Source organism: Kitasatospora sp. NBC_00240 (genome assembly GCF_026342405.1).
Lineage (GTDB): Bacteria > Actinomycetota > Actinomycetes > Streptomycetales > Streptomycetaceae > Kitasatospora.
This window is the reverse complement of sequence record NZ_JAPEMU010000004.1, coordinates 131663-150470: the sequence shown is the minus strand read 5'-3', so window position 1 is coordinate 150470 and position 18808 is coordinate 131663. Positions and strand designations below refer to the sequence as shown.

The 18808-nt window shown below is 70.1% G+C and carries 16 protein-coding genes; 8 read left to right on the top strand and 8 right to left on the bottom strand.

The window, feature by feature from the left end; genetic code table 11:
- Window positions 1-145: 145 nt before the first annotated feature.
- The 8 genes from OG689_RS43720 to OG689_RS43685 form a co-directional block, all read right to left on the bottom strand.
- Window positions 146-1438, bottom strand: coding sequence for a cytochrome P450 (locus OG689_RS43720; protein ID WP_266329135.1), 1293 nt, complete (start codon window positions 1436-1438; stop codon window positions 146-148).
- Window positions 1435-2016 (bottom strand): ATP/GTP-binding protein, encoded by a 582-nt coding sequence (locus OG689_RS43715; RefSeq protein WP_266329133.1) that lies wholly within the window; start codon window positions 2014-2016, stop codon window positions 1435-1437. The genes OG689_RS43720 and OG689_RS43715 overlap by 4 nt, the downstream gene beginning before the upstream one ends.
- Before the next feature lie 10 nt (window positions 2017-2026).
- Complete coding sequence (locus OG689_RS43710) at window positions 2027-2410, bottom strand: DUF742 domain-containing protein (RefSeq protein ID WP_266329131.1); 384 nt, start codon at window positions 2408-2410, stop codon at window positions 2027-2029.
- On the bottom strand, window positions 2407-2847 hold the full coding sequence (locus tag OG689_RS43705) for a roadblock/LC7 domain-containing protein (protein ID WP_266329129.1): 441 nt from the start codon (window positions 2845-2847) through the stop codon (window positions 2407-2409). Before OG689_RS43705 ends, OG689_RS43710 begins: the two co-directional genes overlap by 4 nt.
- Window positions 2844-4187, bottom strand: a complete 1344-nt coding sequence (locus OG689_RS43700) for an ATP-binding protein (RefSeq protein WP_266329127.1) — start codon at window positions 4185-4187, stop codon at window positions 2844-2846. Before OG689_RS43700 ends, OG689_RS43705 begins: the two co-directional genes overlap by 4 nt.
- Before the next feature lie 870 nt (window positions 4188-5057).
- Complete coding sequence (locus tag OG689_RS43695) at window positions 5058-5387, bottom strand: hypothetical protein (RefSeq protein ID WP_266329126.1); 330 nt, start codon at window positions 5385-5387, stop codon at window positions 5058-5060.
- Between the two features lie 170 nt (window positions 5388-5557).
- Window positions 5558-6810 (bottom strand): IS3 family transposase gene (locus OG689_RS43690; RefSeq protein ID WP_266328083.1). Its coding sequence is split into 2 segments (ribosomal slippage): window positions 5558-6528 and window positions 6528-6810, totalling 1254 coding nucleotides; the frame shifts between segments, so codons are not numbered across the junction.
- A 594-nt stretch (window positions 6811-7404) separates the two neighbouring features.
- Window positions 7405-7857 carry a hypothetical protein gene (locus tag OG689_RS43685; protein WP_266329125.1) on the bottom strand — a complete coding sequence of 151 codons (453 nt, stop codon included), beginning with the start codon at window positions 7855-7857 and terminating at the stop codon, window positions 7405-7407.
- A 257-nt stretch (window positions 7858-8114) separates the two neighbouring features.
- Between OG689_RS43685 and OG689_RS43680 the strand changes: the two genes are divergently transcribed.
- The 8 genes from OG689_RS43680 to OG689_RS43645 all read left to right on the top strand — a co-directional run bounded on the left by OG689_RS43680 (window position 8115) and on the right by OG689_RS43645 (window position 18497).
- Window positions 8115-8597 (top strand): ATP-binding protein, encoded by a 483-nt coding sequence (locus OG689_RS43680; protein ID WP_266329124.1) that lies wholly within the window; start codon window positions 8115-8117, stop codon window positions 8595-8597.
- Window positions 8598-8706: 109 nt separating this feature from the next.
- A complete protein-coding gene (locus tag OG689_RS43675) occupies window positions 8707-9102 on the top strand; it encodes a hypothetical protein (protein ID WP_266329123.1) in 396 nt (131 codons plus the stop codon).
- Window positions 9103-9361: 259 nt separating this feature from the next.
- The gene (locus OG689_RS43670) at window positions 9362-10558 is read left to right on the top strand and encodes an ROK family transcriptional regulator (RefSeq protein WP_266329122.1); all 1197 of its coding nucleotides are present in this window, start codon (window positions 9362-9364) and stop codon (window positions 10556-10558) included.
- Window positions 10559-10705: 147 nt separating this feature from the next.
- Complete coding sequence (locus OG689_RS43665) at window positions 10706-12034, top strand: extracellular solute-binding protein (RefSeq protein ID WP_266329121.1); 1329 nt, start codon at window positions 10706-10708, stop codon at window positions 12032-12034.
- Between the two features lie 126 nt (window positions 12035-12160).
- Window positions 12161-13117 (top strand): carbohydrate ABC transporter permease, encoded by a 957-nt coding sequence (locus OG689_RS43660; RefSeq protein ID WP_266329120.1) that lies wholly within the window; start codon window positions 12161-12163, stop codon window positions 13115-13117.
- Window positions 13114-13971: a carbohydrate ABC transporter permease gene (locus tag OG689_RS43655; protein WP_266329119.1), complete on the top strand. Its 858-nt coding sequence runs from the start codon at window positions 13114-13116 to the stop codon at window positions 13969-13971. The genes OG689_RS43660 and OG689_RS43655 overlap by 4 nt, the downstream gene beginning before the upstream one ends.
- Window positions 13972-13980: 9 nt before the next feature.
- The gene (locus OG689_RS43650) at window positions 13981-15594 is read left to right on the top strand and encodes a beta-N-acetylhexosaminidase (protein WP_266329118.1); all 1614 of its coding nucleotides are present in this window, start codon (window positions 13981-13983) and stop codon (window positions 15592-15594) included.
- 59 nt (window positions 15595-15653) lie between these two features.
- Entirely contained in the window at window positions 15654-18497 is a 2844-nt protein-coding gene (locus OG689_RS43645) for an RICIN domain-containing protein (RefSeq protein WP_266329117.1), read from the top strand.
- The last annotated feature ends 311 nt before the right edge of the window (window positions 18498-18808 follow it).

Here is an 18808-nt window from a genome sequence, read left to right as displayed (position 1 = left end):
AGCTGATGTGGTCACGGACGCACATCCCCAGGTGATCCACCTGTCACGCCTGGTACAGATGTGGCGGATGACACCCCGTCAACATGCCTCGATCTGCCGTGACGATGCTATGGCCGGGTGGTGCCCGTACGCTGTGCGGTCGCCGTTACACCGGTATGCGGGCCGGAGCGGGTTCGGCCGGCCCGGACGATCCGGTGGGTCGCTGCCGGGAGGGGCTCCCGTGGTGTCGCGGGTGCGCGGGGTGGATCGGGGTGAAACCCGCGGGCAGTGCCGTCAGGCTCCGGTAGATCGGGCCGCCGTGGTAGGTCAGTCCCGTCGCGGGCACGGTGAGCCTGACGTCGGGGAGGTAGGAGGTGAGCCGTTCGATCGCGGCGGTGGCGACGAGGACGGCGGTGGAGCGGGCCGGGCAGGCGTGCGGGCCGGCGGCGAAGGCGAGGTGGGCCTTGTTGCCGGACCGGTGGTCCTCGTTCGGCAGGTTGCCGTGCGGGCAGGAGTTGGCCGCCGCGTAGGAGACCATCACGGGTGACCCGGCCGGAACGATCGTGCCGTAGAAGTCGACCTCGTGCCGGGGGAAGTGGAGGCTGTAGTTCGCCAGCGGGGAGTCGTTCCACAGTGCCTCGTCGATCGCGTGCTGGATCGGCAGGCTCCCGCTGGTGAGGGTGCCGAAGTAGCGGTCGTCCGAGAGCATGCGGGCGAGGGTGCTGGCGATGAGGTTGGCCAGCGGTTCGTTTCCCGCGCCGAGCACGATGATGACCTGCTGGAGGACGTCCTGCGGGCTCAGACCGTTCGGGTGGTCGATGAACCACGAGGTCAGGTCGTGTCCGCGCTGCCGGGCCTTGGCGGCGTAGAGGCTGGTGAGGTACTCGTTCAGCGCCTGCGCGCCCTGGGCCGCCTGCTCGGGATCGGAGCTCACCATGCCGGTGAACGCCTTCAGGAGCCGGGGGGCGTACTCGTCGGGCATGCCGAACAGCGCGTTGAAGACCATCAGGGGGATCTGCTGCGCGTACTGGGCGACCAGGTCGGCCTCGCCGTCCTCCGCGAACCGCTGGAGGAGCGTGTCGGCGTAGCGGAAGGTCAGGTTGCGGACGTCGTGGGGGTCGAGAAGGCTGAAGCTGTCCGTGATGACGCTGCGCAGGTGGGCGTGCTGGGCGCCGTCGGCGAAGAACAGACTGGGCCGCCACTGGACGTGCGGCATGAGGGGGCTGTCCGGCGGGACCTGGTCCATCCACGGGCGGGTGTCCTTGGACCAGGTGTGCGTGTCCTGGAGGAGGTCGATGGCGGCGCGGTAGTCGGTGACGACGTGGACGACGACGCCGGGGGAGATCTCCGCGAGGCCGACCGGCCCCTGCAGGCGCAGCAGTTCGTAGCTGCGCTGGGGCTGCGCGTCGTGCTCGGGCCCGTGGAGGCGCACCGGGACGGTGGGAGGAGTGGCGGTCACGACGATTCGTCTCCGGCTCGGGATATCAGGTGGGCGGTCAGGGCGATGAGCGCGTCCAGGGTGGAGTTCTTGTCCCGGGCGTCGCAGGTGACCAGCGGGGTGTGCTCGTCCAGGTCGAGCTTGGAGCGCAGGGTGTCGAGGGTGTGGTCGGGCGAGGTCGGGAAGGTGTTCACGGCGACCGCGTAGTCCAGGCCGCGTTCCTCGATGAGGTCCATGACCTCGAACGACTGGTCCAGGCGGCGGGTGTCGGCCAGGACGAGGGCGCCGATGGCGCCGTCGGCGATGTCCTCCCACAGCGGCAGGAAACGGCGCTGCCCGGGGGTGCCGTACAGGTACAGGACCACCTTGGCCTGCGGCACGGTCAGGCGGCCGAAGTCGATGGCGACCGTGGTGGTCGTCTTGCCGCGCAGGCCGTCGAGGGTGAGGTCGTCCGCCGATGCGGCGGCGTCGGTCATCACCTCGTCGGTGTGGAGCGTCGGGATCTCGGAGAGGGTCCTGATCGCGGTGGTCTTCCCGATGCCGAGGGGGCCTGCCACCAGGATCTTCAGCCGCCGGTGGTCGTCCTCGGGCAGGTACACAGGAGTCGGGCTAGTGCTGCCTGAGCGCGCGGAGTCCACTCAGCACCTCTTCCAGGAGTTCTTTGGACGGACGGTCGGCCTGCGCGTTGGGAAGTAAGGCGTCCGGGGCGGGCACGCGCACCTGCAGGTGGCCGCCGTCGAGGAGTTGGGAGAGCAGGACCTTGCACACGCCGGTCTGCAGACGGAGGTAGGCGGCCGTCTCGCTGACGGTCAGGGTGCCTCCCGTGAGCAGCGTGATGATCCGCTGCTGCACGGGGGTGTGGTGCGGGGCGGGGGGAAGACCCGTGGCGACCACGGCCGTGAGCGACTGGAGGGTGTTGCGGGTCGGGGTGCCGACGCCCCGGGTCGCCAGGTAGCTGGGGATCATCCGTCGCCGCAGCGGGCCGCGGCTCATGACGCCCCCTGTGTGCGGGCCGGGACGGACAGGAGTTGCTCACCGAGCTTCTTGGCCTGACGGGCCATGATGTGCGCGACCGTACCCATGGGCATGTCGAGGCCTCCTGCGACCGCGATGAAGGTGTTGGTGCGGGCTCCGGCCGGCATGATCATGTACGTGCCGTGGGCGTTCTGCACGGTGATGGTCATGACGGGGGTCCCGTCCGCAGCGCCCAGCGCGGCGTTGGCCGCGGCGCGTGCCGCGCCGTGAAGGGCGGCCGTCATGGCGGAGATGCCTTCCGCGGTCTCGCGGAGAAGCCCTTCCGTCGCGCCGATGACCATGCCGTCGCTCGACATGATCAGGGCGTGCCTGACCTCCTTGCTGACTTCGGTGATGGGATTCAGAACCCACGACGGGTCCTCGATCACAGGGCGCGAGGCGGGGAGGAGGGTCACGGTGCGTCCTTCGAGTCGGTGGAGTCGCGATCGGCGGCGAGCCCCTCCTGGAACTGGCTCCAGGTGTCACGAGCCTCTTCCGGGTTCAACTCCCGGGTCTCGATGACGGGCGCATCACCGCGGGTGCGCTCGGGAGCGCGGCGGCGGCGCTGGGGCAGGTCGCCGGCGTCGTCCGGTGTGTCGTTCGGTGTGTCGTTCGGTGCGGCCGGCGTCGGCCACTGGGGTGCCGCGGGGGGCGCGGCAGGCAGGGGAGCCATCGCCGATATCGGTTCCTCGTCCTCGTCGATCGTGGTCAGCAGGTGCGGGGGGACGGTGAGGACCGCGCGGACCCCGCTGTAGGGGGAGACCTGGTCGATCGAGACCTGGAAGCCGTGGTCGGCGACGAGCCGGCCGATGGCTGCGAAACCGAGGGCCGGCGGATCGCCGAGCTCGGTGAGGAGCGTGTCCTGCTGGTCCTCGCCCGAGACCAGGCGGACACCGCGGCGGGCGGCTTCCGCGCTCATGCCCGTGCCCGCGTCGTCGACGGTGACGCAGACGCTGCCGCTGCCGGTCTGGATCACGCCGATCTCCACCGCGAGGTCGTCGCGGGAGTGCTCCAGAGCGTTGGCCATGAGCTCGGTGAGGGCCACGGCGATGGGCTCCGCGGCGCGCCCGACGACTGCGAGGTTCGAAGCGAGCAGCCGAGAGTTGATCTTGATGCGTTCGTAGCCGTGGAGGCGGGACGAGGCCCCGCTGACGATCTCGACCACGTACGTGTCCGGACGCACGTGGCCGGGCCAGGCTCCGCACACGATCGCGGCCTTCTGGACCAGACGGATCGCCTGCTCGTTGAGGTGGTCGACCTTGAACAGGCTGTCGAGCAGACGCGGGTCGTCGAAGTCGCTCTGCAGACTCTCCACCTGCGTCTGCAGCCGGTACGACAGGGCCTGGATGTCCTGGCACGCACCACGGAGTGCCGCGCGGGCGGAGGCGTCGATCCGCCGGCGCTCCTTGACCATCGTGTCCGAGTAGTGGCCGAGAACGGCCTCGTGCAGAGGGGCGTACTCGGTCCCGGCCAGGGTTTCGTGCTTCAGGCCGGGAACCGGGAGGTGCGGACTGACGAGGTGGAGCGCCAGGCCGGGGAGACGGTCGGCGACCAGATGCCGGAACTCGTCGCCGAGCAGATGGAGTTGGTCGCTGAGCTCCTGCCCGCGTCTGTCGGATGCACTCAGCGCCTCGGACTGCACGGCGCTTCGCGCGACCAGGGCGCGACGCGAACGTGCCAGCAGCGCCGTAGCTACGGCTCCGGCTGCGGTCGTGGCGCCGAGCACCACTGCGGCGGTCTCGGAAATCGAGGTCAAGGGTCGGGTCCTCGGGGCTTCGAGCCGGCTCCGGAGGCCAGGCGTTGAGGAGCCACTCGTTCACGGCGAACGAGAGCCCGACCTTCGGAGTGCCGGCAGACTGGGGGCGGAAACTGATCGATGGAGTAGCACCGGGCGCGGAGGAGGCTATCTGCCATGCGCACGACATATATGCTCGCGCCGACCGGCAGGCATGCACCTCGCCGCTCAGCTCATCGCCGGGCCGCTGCTCCACAACATGGCGGCGCTCCGCACGGGACGTCCGACGCCCCTGCGTGCGATGGCCGGGCAGACGTGAGCATCATCCTGAACTCCGCGGGTCTTCCATCAGGGCCACGGAGCAACAACTAGATTCAGGAGCTCCGCATCTGAGCGATCATTAGATCACATGGTAGGTTAAACAATCGATGCAGGTGCTGGCCATGACGGTACGGCGGGCTTCCCCGGCCGGCGGTGCGGAGGCCCGGGCCCCACGCGCGACGGCCGGTACGTCCCGGGACGGCCGCCGCGGACGCGCCTTCCGTTCCTCCTTCGTGTGGTCCCCGGCCGCCACGGACGCGCCTTCCGTTCCTCCTTCGCGTGGTCCCCGGTCGCCACCGGCACCCGCGGGGCCGGCGGTCTCACGGTCGGCTGCCGGGCGCGGGACGGTCCTGTGTGGTTTGCCGTGGTGGTGTCAGTGTCGGATACGGGCTGCCGGGGCGGTGGAAAGGACGGACGGTATGCCGGAGAGCCGGGCGGCCTCAGGCTTCGACCGGTCGGTGAAGTGCACGCTCGCGGCGCCCTGCACGTCCAGGTCGGTGATCACGTCCGGGTCCGCCTGGTCGGGCTGAGCGCTACGACCCCGATCACGACACCGCCCTCCAGCGCGAGCTACGCGCCGAGCACCACCGCCGCGACATCGCCGACCGCGCCGCCGAGGCCGCCTACCAGGCCCGCCGGACCACCGACGCCGCCCACCGCGGGCTCGCGGGCGCCGCAGCCCAGCCCCTGAACACCGCCCTCGAGCGCGCCGGCCTCCACCTCCTCACCGACGACGACCACCAGGTCGTCCGCGACCTCACCCGCCACCTCGACCCCGCCACGCTGCGCCAGCTCATGAACCGGCTGGAGCACACCCGGACCGCGGCCCTCGCCCTGCGCCGTACCGAGCAGGCCCCGACCGTCCGGCCCGTCGTGCGGCGCAGCCAGCTCTGACAGCACCGTCGGAGGCCCTACTGTTAACAACAAGTGCATGTTCTCCACTCGTATAGTGACTGGCATGCAATTGGATTTGAACCTGCTGACGGCCCTGGACGCGTTGCTGGAAGAGGGCAGCGTGGCCGGAGCCGCAGACCGGCTCCACGTGAACCGCCCCGGGTTCGGTAGAGATCTCAGGTTGTGGTTGTGACCTGCGGTTTTGTGGCTGTGAGGTAGTAGGTGTTCTCGTACTCGACCGGTGGGACGTGGCCTATCTCACCGTGGAGTCGGCGGTGGTTGTACCAGTCGACCCACTCGGCCGTGGCCAGTTCGACCTGCGAGAGGGTGCGCCAGGGTCTCCGGGGCTTGATCAGTTCGGTCTTGAACAGCCCGATCGTGGACTCCATGAGGGCGTTGTCGTAGGCGTCGCCGACGGATCCGATCGAGGCTGCGATGCCGGCGGCGTCCAGGTGCTCGGCGAGCCGGAAACTCGTGTACTGCGACCCGGCGTCCGAGTGATGTATCAACTCGCCACGCTGGTAAGGGAATCCGTCGCGGTCACGCTGCCACAGCGCCATGTCCAGCGCGTCCAGGACGAGCCGGGTCTCCTTGGACGTCGCGGCCGACCAGCCGACGATGCGCCGGGAGAAGGTGTCCACGACGAAGGCGACGTAGACGACGCCGGACCAGGTGGTGATGTGCGTGAAGTCGGCGACCCAGCAGCGGTTCGGCGCGCCGGCGACGAAGTCGCGGTCGACCAGGTCCGGGGCACGTTCGGTGGTCGGGTCGGCAATGGTGGTGATGACCTTCTTGCCGCGCACGGCGCCGGTGATGCCGAGTTCGCGCATCAGGCGCTCGACGGTGCAGCGCGCCACCGTGTGGCCCTGCCGGCCCAGCTCCCGCCAGACCTTCCGTGCCCCGTACACCCGGTAGTTGGTGTCGTGGACCTCCTTGATCAGCTCCTTGAGTTCTTGGTCGCGCACGGTGCGGGCTGCGGGTGAGGCCAGGCGCTTGTGCTGCGCGTAGTACGTGGAGGGGGCGATGCTGCAGCCGTGCTCGGTGAGCACGCGGCAGATCGGCTCGACGCCGCCGAAGCGGCCCCGGTGCTCGTCGATGAACGCTACGAGCGCTGGTGTGGCCGGTCGAGCTCGGCCGCGAAGAAACTCGCCGCGGCCTTGAGGATCTCGTTGGCGCGCTTGAGTTCGGCGATCTCCTTCTTCATCGCCTTGATCTGCGCGGACTCCTCCATGGTCGTGCCTGGGCGCTGTCCGGAGTCGACCTGGTCCCGGCGCACCCAGTTGCGCAGGGTCTCGGCGGAGCCGATGCCCAGCTTCTCCGCGACGGCCCGCAGCGCGGCGGACTCGTTCGGGTAGTCACCGAGGACCTCGGCGACCATGCGCACCGCACGACGGCGCAGCTCAGGCGGGTAGGAAGAGGGACGTGCCATGACTCGAATCCTTACACGAAATCGAGTCTCTATCGAACCCGGTGCGGTTCAGTTCGGGCGGTCCCGGAATTGGTGCACCCATTGCGTTTGCATACCGACCGCCCTTCCCGCCTCTCGCTCGACCAACCGGCCGTCCCGCGCTCCGGGGCTGGCGGGCGGGCCTGCACCCTGTTCGGCGGACCGGGCGATAGCGTCGGTGCAGGTGCCCGCCGGGACCCTTCGGGCCATCACGCGGCGGGCACCGCCACGCTCGGCGCCGGCTCCCGTCCGTGCCCCTTGGGCCTGGCGTGGGAGCGAGTGAGCGGGTGGGTTGGGGCTGGTCGGTGTCGGGCGCGCTGGGCTTCTCTTCTGCGTCCGCCTGGTGGCGGCCGCGCGGGTGGGTGGGGTGGGGCGGCGCCCTGCGGCGCCGTGCCGGGCCCGATCTGCCGGGGCTGCGCCCGGTGAATCTCGGCCTCCCGGTAGGCGGCCCTCGCGTTGGTCTCGTCCTGCTGGTTCGCGGGTAGGTCGGGCGCCGGCTGGTTGTCCATCGCCGACAGCTCGGCCGCCGTGAAGCCGAGCAGTTTCAGTAGGCACAGGTTTCCGAAGTCGAACTCCTCATCGATATCGTTTGGTGGCCTGATGCTGCGCCAGGTTGGCGAGGTGGATCCGCGGCCGGACCGTGAAGATCTGGGAGTAGTGCACGAACACCGGCGTGCGGGCGAGGAGGACGTCCCGGGCGTGCCCGTAGATGGTGTTGAGGCGTGCGGCGGCGCTGATCCGGTCGAACTGTCCGTCGGCCGTGGAGTCACCCTCCTCGATGACTGGCAACGCCCGCACCAACCAAGCGTCGAGGTCGGTCGCGAACGTGCCCGACACCGACGTGGTGCTTCGTACGTTCGCGAGCAGTTCGAGTTCGTCGAGTTCGTCGAGTTCCGAGGCCAGCTGCTCCCCCTCCTCACCGCGCTTCTGGACGTGCGCCTTCAGCCGGGTCGTGTCCTTGCTGATTACGTCGAAGGTGACCGAGGCCGGGACGCCGGGAAGGTCCCACGCGCTGTTGTTCCCAGGCATGGTTCCGTACGGGAGCGGCTGCAGCCGTGACGGCGGTCGACGGCCGCGGACGGCAGCTGCTGGGAGCCTGTCGTTGTACCTACGGCTCCGTGCCCGACTACTTGGTCTTCCCCTATGAACCCCGCACCACCGATGCCGTCCGTTGTCTCGCTGTGACCTTCGCGACCGCCTGTCGATCTTCACTTGGAGGCCTCATTGAGGGGAAGCGAGGGGGACGGAACGGACATTCCGGCCGGTGTGTCGGCAGAGGAGAACTCATGGAGGCCGTAGCCACCCTTCCCGTCAGATCGGTCGCTGACACTGCGAGCCATGCGGGCGGCATCACCCCGGATCCCGGCGCCGCCGACGGGCCAGCCGGCGGCCGAAGGGGCGCCGTCTGGGAGCTCGCCCACCATCCCGCGTCGGCGGGGGCCGCCCGCCGCATCACCCGCGCCGCCCTCCGCGCCTGGAGCTGCGATGAGGAGATCACCGATCAGGCCCTGCTCGTCGTCTCCGAACTCGTCAGCAACGCAATCGAACACGCCCTCCCCCCGATAGCCCTCCGCCTCGGCCGCCCCACCCCCGGCGACACGCTGCACATCGCGGTCGACGACGGCGGCCCCGCCGCCCAGGAAGGCACCTGGACCGCCAGCTGTGCACCCGAGGAGCACGGCCGCGGCCGCGCCATCATCGCCGGACTGGCCACCGCACACGGCTGCCACCCGTCAGACCACGGCACCACGTACTGGGCCGACCTGTGACCCCTCACCGGCGACTGCGGATCCTTCGACCAACCCGTCCCACTTCGAGGAGTGCCGGCCGGCGGTGCTTCGGCGAGCGTCTCCGGAGGTCGCCCAGATGCACATGCACATGTCTGACACGTCCGCCCTTCTGCAGCCCGCGGCCTACCTGCGCCGCCGCTCTTCGCCCGGCGCGACGGCGGTGGACGTGCACCGTGAGACCCTTCGGCGTTTCGCCGCCCGCCTGGGCCTGCCGGCCCCGGCGCTCTACGTCGACGAGCTCGCGCGCGCCCACGGCCCACGGCCCGGGCCCCAGTTCGAGGCGCTCGTCCATGCGGTGATGGACGGCTCGCACCGGGTGCTGCTGATACCGGGGCCCTGGGTCTTCTCCAGCGAGCGGCGCCGTGTCCGGCTGGCGTACCAGGTGCTCATCGCCGCAGGATGCCGCCGAATCCTGATCCTGCCCACACCGCTCGCGACCGTCTGGCGCCGCCGGTCCGACGCACCCGACGAACACCCCGAGTAGATGCCGCCTCCGGAGGGCCGCCGCCGCGACCGGGGCGGTCGCCGAAGTGCGTCGTCGGACGGGTGGACCGCGCCAGGCGCTGCGTTGCCTGTCTCCCTCGGGTTGGATTCAGCCCCTCGGCGGGGTGTGCGAAATCGTTACCACCGCCGAGTTTCGGTCCCTTGACAGGCATTGGGCCGCAGGCTGATTATTCAAAGCATCTTAAGTAAAGCCGCCTTAGAGATAACTTCAGGTGGCTGGAGCAGGAAGGAGCGTCGCCGTGACTGAGTCCGTCCACACCCCCCCGGTCGCGGGCCGCCGCCCGCCGCGAGGCCTGTTCGACCTGCCGCCGACGCGGCGCCGGCGGGCGGGGCGGACCAAGGCGCAGACCCAGGACAGTCGGGCGCACAACCGCTCGCTCCTCCTGGCGACGCTCTACCGCGATGGTGCGATGAGCCGCGCGGACCTGTCGCGGGTGTCGAGCCTGACCGCGCCGACAGTGTCCGCGTTGGTCGCGGATCTGGAGGCGGACGGCCTGGTCGCGGACGTCGTGCCCCGCCAGGAGGGCGGTCGGCGCCGGGGGAAGCCCTCGATGCTGGTGGAGATCCAGGACGACGCGGTGAACCTGGTGGTGCTCGACCTGTCGCACGGTGACTACTTCCGGGGGGCGGTGACGAACCTGCGGGGCGAGATCGTCGAGCGGTCGCAGGTGGCCATCGGCGGCGCTCTCGGGGACGCCGCTTACGACCACGTGATCCAGTTGGTCGCGGACCTGCTTCAGCGTGCCCCTCGCCGGGTCCTGGGGATCGGCGTGGGTTCGCCCGGCATCGTGGACGACACGGGTACCGTCCGGCAGGCCGCCCACCTGGAGTGGCACGACCTGGCGATGGCCCGCCGGCTCACCGAGCGTTTCGGCGTCCCGGCCTACGTCGCCAACGACGTCAACACGGCGGCCCTCGCGGTGCTGCACTTCCGGGGCACCGAGGCGCAGAACCTGATGGTGATCGCCAATGAGCACGGTGTCGGTGCCGGCCTGGTCGTGGGCGGCGAGTTGGTGGAGGGGGAGCAGTTCGCGGCCGGCGAGATCGGGCACCTCACGGTCGACGTCGACGGCGAGCCGTGTGTCTGCGGTCGCCGGGGCTGCCTGGACCCGATGATCGACGCCGGGCACCTGCGCGGGCGCCTGGCCGCAGCAGCGGGCGGTGAGCGCGACGCGATCCTGGCCGCCGCCGGGCAGGCGCTGGGTACGGTGCTCGCCCCGATCGCCTGCGCGCTGAACCTGAACGAGATCGTCCTGACCGGGCCCGCCGACCTGATCGACGGCCCGTTACTGGACGCGGCCGTCGAGACGGTGCAGACACGCACCCTCGCCCCGATCGGCGCGTCACTGACCATCCGGTCGCTGGCCGGGGACGACGACCTGGTCCTGCTCGGCGGGGCCTGCCAAGTGCTCGCCGCGCAGCTCGGCATCCTCTGAACTCCGAGCGGACCCACTGATCTCTGGGTCGAGACCACCCGGCGACACCGCGGCTGCAACCGCGTGCACCGGCTCGACCCAGACACCCGTGAGTACTACCCAACAGTCCGGTGATCCTACTCGCCGGACATACTGCTAGGAAATCCGATGAACCACAGATCAAGCGCTGCCGCCACCGTCCTCGCGCTGGCCGTCACCGTCGCCCTGAGCGCCTGCTCGGCCGCCGGCACGGCGCCCTCCGCGGCCACTTCTCCGCAGGCCGTCGCCACCGCGAAGGGTGAGGGCAAGACCCTCACCCTGTGGGTGATGGACGGCGACTACTCGGAGCAGTCGCTCAAGGCGATCAACGACACGTTCACCCAGCAGACCGGCGCCAAGGTCGATGTCCAGGTCCAGGCCTGGGACGGGATCACCACGAAGGTCACCACCGCGCTGGCCACCTCGAACCCGCCGGACGTGCTGGACCTCGGCAACACCCAGGTCGCCAGCTTCGCCGCCAACGGCGGCCTCAAGGACCTCACCCCCTACGGCGCCGACCTGAGGCAGGGTCAGACCTGGCTGTCGGGCCTGGTCGCCCCCGCGACCGTCGACGGCAAGCTCTACGCCGTCCCCGGCTTCGCCGGCGCCCGCGCGGTGATCTACAACAAGACCATGTGGGCCAAGGCAGGCATCGACAAGGCCCCGACCACCTTCACCGAGCTGACCGACGACCTCGCCAAGGTCAAGGCCGCCAACCCCGGCACCGACTTCTCCCCGCTCTACCTCCCCGGCCAGAACTGGTACGCGGGCATGCAGTTCATCTGGGACGCGGGCGGCGACATAGCCGCCGAGGCGGGATCGAAGTGGACCGCGGGCTTCGGCGCCGACGCGGCACAGGCCGGCCTCGCCGACTTCAAGGCCTTCCAGAACCAGTTCTCCACCGCCGCCTCGCGGACCGTCGACACCACCACCCCCGACCAGGTCCAGGTCTTCGCCGACGGCAAGGCCTCGGCGATCATCGCCACCAGCGGGTTCATCGGACGCATCCAGAAGGCCAACCCCAACCTCACCGACTCCGACCTCGGCACCTTCCCGCTGCCCGGCAAGTCCGGCAAGGCCCAGCCCGTCATGCTCGGCGGCTCGGACTGGGGCATCGCCGCCCGCAGCGCCAACGCCGACCTCGCCCTGCAGTGGACGAAGATCGCCGCCAGTCCCGAGATCCAGAGCAAGTGGGTCGTCGGCCACGAGGGCTTCATCCCCAACAGCATCGAGGGCATCAAGGCCGCCATGGCCTCCGTCGGCGAGCTGAAGAAGGGCTTCTTCGACGCGGCCCTCAGCTCCAAGGCCACCCCCGCCAACGCCAACTGGGCGCAGCTGGAGGCCAACAAGGACATCAACAACCTCTTCGCCGCGGTGGCCTCCGGGAGCAAGAGCACCCGGGACGCCGCGAGTGCCTTCGACGCCACGGCGACCAAGGCGCTGAACGCCGGTCAGTAGCGTCCTCGGGCGCCCCGACGACCCAGGGGCGCCCCCTCCCGCCCTGGGCCGTGCCTCACCGTTACCGCCGGGCGCACGAGGCGAACGGTGCGGCACGCCCTACGCCGACCGGACAAGAGAACACCCATGACAACCCCATCCCTGGCGGGCACGAGCCGCACCAGCAGGCCCCGCCCGCACACCCCGCCCCGCCGTCGCCCCTCCTGGGCCCCGTGGTGGCTGCTGTCCCCCGCGGGCCTGGTGATGATCACCGTCACCGCCGCGCCCATCGTCTTCCTGATCTACACCTCCTTCACCGACTACAACCAGCGCTCCCTGTTCACCGGCACCTACCACCAGGTCGGCCTGCAGCAGTACACCGCGCTGCTCGAAGACCCGCAGTTCTGGCAGGCCCTGCTGCGCAGCGTCCTGTTCACCGCCGCCATGGTGGCCGGGAGCGTCGCGGTGGGCACGGCCGTCGCCCAACTCCTCACCCGCCTCACCACCGCCATGCGCATGACGGTGACGATCGTCCTGATCTTCGCCTGGGCGATGCCCACCGTGGCGTCCTCCCTGGTGTGGAAGTGGCTCTTCCAGCCCGGCTACGGCGTCGTCAACTGGCTGCTCACCCAGGCCGGCCTCTTCGGCGACCTGACCGACACCGACTGGGCCAACGACCCGTTCCTGGCGTACCTGTCGATCTGGCTGCTGATCGTCTGGCAGGCCGTCCCCTTCATCGCCCTCACCCTGTACGCGGCACTGACCCAACTGCCCCTGGAACTCCAGGAGGCCGCCCGCCTCGACGGCGCCGGAGAACTCCGGGTCTGGTGGTCCATCACCCTGCCCTTCCTGCGCCCCACCCTGATGCTCGTCTCACTGCTGTCGGTGATCTGGGACTTCAACGTCTTCAACCAGATCTGGCTCGTCTCCGCCGGAGGCCCCGACTCCGCGACCACCACGCTGGGGATCTTCGCCTACCGGACCGCCTTCGTCGGCTTCAAGATCGGCCAGGGCGCCGCCCTGTCGGTCATCACCACCGCCATCCTCGTGGCGATCACCGCCCTCTACATCCGCAACCTGCTGCGCTCCGGGGAGGACCTGTGAACAACCGCTTTCGCCGCAGCCGGGCCGGCAGTCCCAAGGGCGGCGCGCTCGCCAACACGATCGCCGTCGCGTTCTGCCTCGTGTGGGTCTTCCCCGTCTACTGGATGGTCAACACCGCCTTCAAGCCCCGCTCCGAGGCGATGACATCCACCCCGTTGTTCCTCCCGAAGTCCCCGACGCTGGCGAACTTCGACGCGGCGATCAACCAGACCACGTTCTACCGCAACCTGTGGAACAGCCTGATCGTCGTGGGCGGCACCGTGCTGCTGGCCGTCGTGCTGGGGATCTTCGCGGCCGCCGCGCTGTCCAGGTTCAGGTTCCGGGGCAGGCGCGCCATCATGGTGGCGATCCTGGTCGTCCAGATGCTGCCCGGCTCCGCCCTGCTGATCCCGACCTTCCTGGTGTTCAACCAGGTCGGGCTGCTGGGCACCTACGCGGGCCTGATCCTCGCGTACGTCGCCGTCGTCCTGCCCTTCTCCATCTGGGTGATGCGGGGCTTCTTCATCGCCGTCCCCGTGGAGATCGAGGAAGCCGCCCGTATCGACGGCGCCTCCACCTGGCAGATCCTGTACAAGATCCTCTTCCCGCTCGTCGCCCCGGGTGTCGTCGCCTCCAGCATCTTCGCCTTCATCGCGGCCTGGAACGACTACCTCATCGCCTACACCTTCATGAAGGACCAGGACCAGTACACCCTCCCGGTGTGGCTCGCCTCCTTCAGCACCCCGATCACCGGCACCGACTTCGGCGGCCAGATGGCCGGCTCCGTCATCTTCTCGCTCCCGGTCGTCGTGTTCTTCCTGATCATCCAGCGCAAGCTCGTCTCCGGCGTCTCCGCCGGCGCCGTGAAAGGCTGAACCCACCCCATGCTGCTGCCCCGCCCCGCCTCGCTCCGGACCGGCGAAGGCGAGTTCCTCCTCGACGCGTCCACCACCATCGCCGCCGGCGATCACCTCACCCCCAGCGCCCTGTGGCTCCAGTCCGCACTGCGTCCCGCCACCGGCCTTCCCCTTCCCATCAGCCCCGTCGCCCGGCGGCCGATCCGCCTGGGGCTTCGCGCGGACCTCGGGCAGGAGGCGTACCGCCTCACCGCCACCACCGAGTGCGTGCTCATCGAGGGCGGCTCCCAGGCGGGCGTCTTCTACGGCTGCCAGGCCCTGCTCCAACTGCTGCCGCCGGCGGTCCACCGCCGCTCCCGGGCCTCCGGGCAGCGGTGGGCGGTGCCGGCCGTGACGGTGCAGGACGCACCGAGGTTCCGCTGGCGCGGCGCGATGCTCGACGTGGCGCGGCACTTCATGCCCAAGCAGGACCTGCTGCGGTTCGTCGACCTGCTCGCGATGCACCGTCTCAACACCCTGCACCTGCACCTGACGGACGATCAGGGCTGGCGGGTCGAGATCCGTCGCCACCCCCGCCTGACCGAGGTCGGCTCCTGGCGCAGGGAGTCCCAACTCGGGGCGCAGGAGGACGCCCCGGGTGACAGCCGTCCCCACGGCGGCTTCTACACCCAGGACGACATCCGCGAGATCGTCGCCTACGCCGCCGACCGGCACGTCACCGTGGTGCCGGAGATCGACGTCCCCGGACACTCCCAGGCCGCCATCGCCGCCTATCCGGCGCTCGGCGTCGGCGGCGAGCCGCTGGAGGTCCACACCCGGTGGGGCGTCAACCCGAACGTCCTCAACACCGAGGAGAGCACGGTCGCGTTCTACTGCGACGTCCTGGACGAGATCACCGACCTCTTCCCCAGCCGGTTCATCGGCATCGGCGGCGACGAGTGCCCCAAGGACCAGTGGCGCACCGACCCCCGCACCCAGGAGTTGATGCGGCAGCGGGGGCTGGCGGACGAGAACGGGCTGCAGTCCTGGTTCATCGGCCGGCTGGGAGAACACCTCGCCTCCCGAGGGCGCCGCGTTTTCGGCTGGGACGACCTCCTGGAGGGCCCGGTCCCGCCCGGCACGGCGGTCGCCTCCTGGCGCGGGATGACCGGAGCACGGACCGCCGCCCGCCGGGGCCACGACGTCGTCTCCTGCCCGGACGACCAGGTCTACCTCGACTACCGCCAGTCCGAGCACCCCGACGAGCCGATCCCCTTCGCCGTCCCCCTGACCCTCCAGGACGCCTACTCCTTCGAGCCCGTCCCCTCCGGTCTCTCCGCGCACGAGGCGGCACACGTCCTCGGCGGCCAGGCCAACATCTGGACCGAGCACATGGACTCCCCGCGCACCGTCGACTACTACGCCTTCCCCCGGCTGTGCGCCGTCGCGGAAGCGCTGTGGAGCACCGGCGAACGCGACTTCGACGACTTCCGCACCCGCCTCGCCGCGCACCTGCCCAGGCTGGAGGCGATCGGCGTCGAGTACCGCCGCGAGACCGGCCCCCTGCCCTGGCAGACCCGGCCCGGCATCGAGGGCAAGCCCTCCACCAGGCTTGAGTGGGCCTCCTTCATCGACCAACTGGTCGCCCACATCAAGGTCTGAGCGCACCCCCCACGGCGCTCAGCGCACCACCCACCCCCCCACGAGGTACGGAGATTGCCATGTACCGAAGAATGACCGCGGGACGGGCCGGCGTCGCCGCCGCCCTCTCCCTGGCGGTGGCCGCGGCCGCGGCCGTGACCATCACCCCCGCCGCCGACGCGGCCAGCGCCCCCGGCACCGTCACCATCGGCGGCAAGTGCCTGGACGACGCCGACTTCAGCACCGCCAACGGCGCAATCGTCCAGCTGTTCACCTGCAACGGCGCCAGCGCGCAGAACTGGACCTGGCAGGACAACGGCAGCCTCACCGTCACCGTCGGCAGCACCACCAAGTGCCTGGACGTCACCGGCGGCTCCAACGCGGACAACGCGCTCGTCCAGCTCTACGACTGCAACGCCGGCGCACCCCAGCAGAGGTTCAAGTACCTGCCCGACGGCACCATCTACAGTGCCAAGTCCGGCAAGTGCCTCGCCGTCAAGGGATCCGTCGCCAACAACGCCCGGATCGGTCTCGCCCCCTGCGACCCCGCGCAGACCTCCCAGAAGTGGGGCTCCGCCGCCGCACCCCAGCCCGGCGTCATCCTCACCGCGGGCAACAGCATCTCCTTCAGCCAGGGCGACGACTCCCCGAGCTCGGGCTACACCGACGCCGACGGGAAGTTCTACTTCCAGAACGCCTTGGCGCAGTACGGCACCGGCCCCCGGTACTGGAACTTCTACTCGGGCGCGAACTACGACAGCGCCACGCTCGACCCGATCAGCAACACCCCCGACAACAGCGACACCACCTCGCGGTGCAACAACAGTCCCACCGGCCTGACCGCCACCGCCACCGCGCCGGGCACCACCTACTCCCAGCCCAACTACTGCGACCTGGTGGGGGTGTGGGTCGACCCCGACACCGGCTGGTGGTACGGCCTGGTCCACAACGAGTTCACCGGATCGCCCTTCGGCGACGGCCTCCACTTCGACGCCATCGACTCCGCCGTCTCCAAGGACCACGGCTCCACCTGGACCATCCAGGACCACGCCCTCACCTCGCCCTACAGCACCACCAGGAACGACACCGCGGCGTTCCCGAACCAGACCTACTACTACGGCGACGGCGACCAGCGCCTGTTCGTCGACTACGCCTCCGGCTACTTCTACGTCTACTACGCCACCCGCGTCGTCACCAAGTCCGGCCCCGGCGGCAACGTCTGGGAGCAGCACGTGGCCCGGGCCCCGATCTCGGGGAAGATGGCGGCTTCTTCCTGGAAGAAGTGGTACAACGGCGCCTGGCAGAGTCCGGGCGTGGGCGGAGCGGAGAGCAACATCATCCCCGCGGACGGCAACGGCCTCGGCTACATCCCGTCGGGTGAGGACTACAAGCCGTCCAGCACCGGCGGCGCCGCCGCCCAGGTCGCCGCCGGCACCCTGCCGGACAACTCGCAGCTCACCGTGATGAACATCGCCTGGAACGCCTACCTGGGCAAGTACATCGGCACCCCGCAGAACAACATCGCCCAGAACACCCGCAACTTCACCCCCCTGCACTTCTACTCCACCGACGACCTGGCCACCCAGAAGTGGACCGACATGGGCCTCGTCCCCGGCACCGAGAACGCCTCCTGGTACCGGTGGCTGGTCGACTCCGGCAACAAGACCGACAACACCGTCCTCGGCAAGACGTTCCGCTCCTACTGCCACACCGACTGCGGGAGCAGCTCGCGGGAGATCACCGTCGCGCCCCGCACCAGCTCCGACCTGCCGTCCCCGGTGGACACCGGCCGGACCTACCAGATCGCCGCGGGCAACGGCCGCTACCTCGACCAGAGCGGCAGCAGCCTGGTGACCAGCGGCACCGCCCCCTCCCAGCAGTGGAGGTTCACCGCCACCGGTGACGGCTTCTACACCATCACCAACTCCGCCTCCGGCCAGGCACTGGGCGTCGGCACCGGCAACGCCGGCCGCGCCTGGGGCGCCGCCGTCACCCTCGGTTCCCTCAGCACCCCCGCCGGCATCGGCCAGCAGTGGTCCGTCCAGGCCACCCGCACCACGCCCGACCCCAGCGGCGCCTCCACCCCGACCGGCGCCGTCCGGCTCGTCAACCGCTACAGCGGCCTCGCGCTGAGCCTCACCAACCAGGGCACCCAGTCCGTCCTGACCTCCCCCCAGCGGAACTGGGACAACGCCGGAACCGGCTCCGACACCCGCCCCGCCAACGCCCAGACCCTCACCCTGACCGCCGTCGGCGGCACCGCCGCCAACACCGTCACCGTCACCAACCCCGGCGCCCGAAGCACGAACCCCGGCACCGCCATCACCCCGCTCCAGGTCAGCGCCACCGACTCCGCCGCCGGCCAGACCCTCACCTACACCGCCACCGGTCTGCCCACCGGCCTGACCGTCAACTCCACCACCGGCCAGATCACCGGCACCCCGGTCAGCGTCGGCACCGCCACGGTCACCGTCACCGCCACCGACACCACCGGCGCCTCCGGCTTCGCCGTCTTCACCTGGACCGTCACCGGCACCGACCTCGCCCAGGGCCGGCCGACCACCGCCTTCTCCACCGAGGTCAGCACCCTCGGCGCCGCCCTCGCCACCGACGGCAAACCCGCAACCCGCTGGGCCAGCGCCCACTCCGACCCGCAGTGGCTGCAGGTCGACCTCGGCACCACCCAGTCCGTCAAGGAGGTCAAGCTGACCTGGGAGGCCGCCTACGGCAAGGCCTACCAGATCCAGACCTCCAACGACGGAACCACCTGGACCACCATCTACACCACCACCACCGGCGACGGCGGCACCGACGACCTCACCGGCCTCACCGGCTCCGGCCGCTACATCCGGATGAACGGCACCACCCGCGCCCTCACCTCCTACGGCTACTCGCTCTGGTCCTTCCAGGTGTACAGCTGGTAGCGGGACGATTCCGGCACCCCAGTTGTCGGATCAGCAGCTCCTGCAGGATCCCGTGATGGGTGACCAAGTGAGCGCATAGGTCTGCGGGCGGGAAGCCGTCCGAACGGGCCGCGCACCGGCTCCGGTGGTTCAGGGGTGGCCTTCCGAGGCATCCGCGAACCACCGGAGTTCGGTGCGTCGGCAGCCGGGCACCAGCTGGCTCCTCACGCCGTCTCTCACGCCGCCGGCCCTGACCCGTGAGAAGCCACCGAATGTCCCGCTACCGGACGGCCAGGAACCTTCGGGGCGGCCGATCAAACAGCCATCGCAGA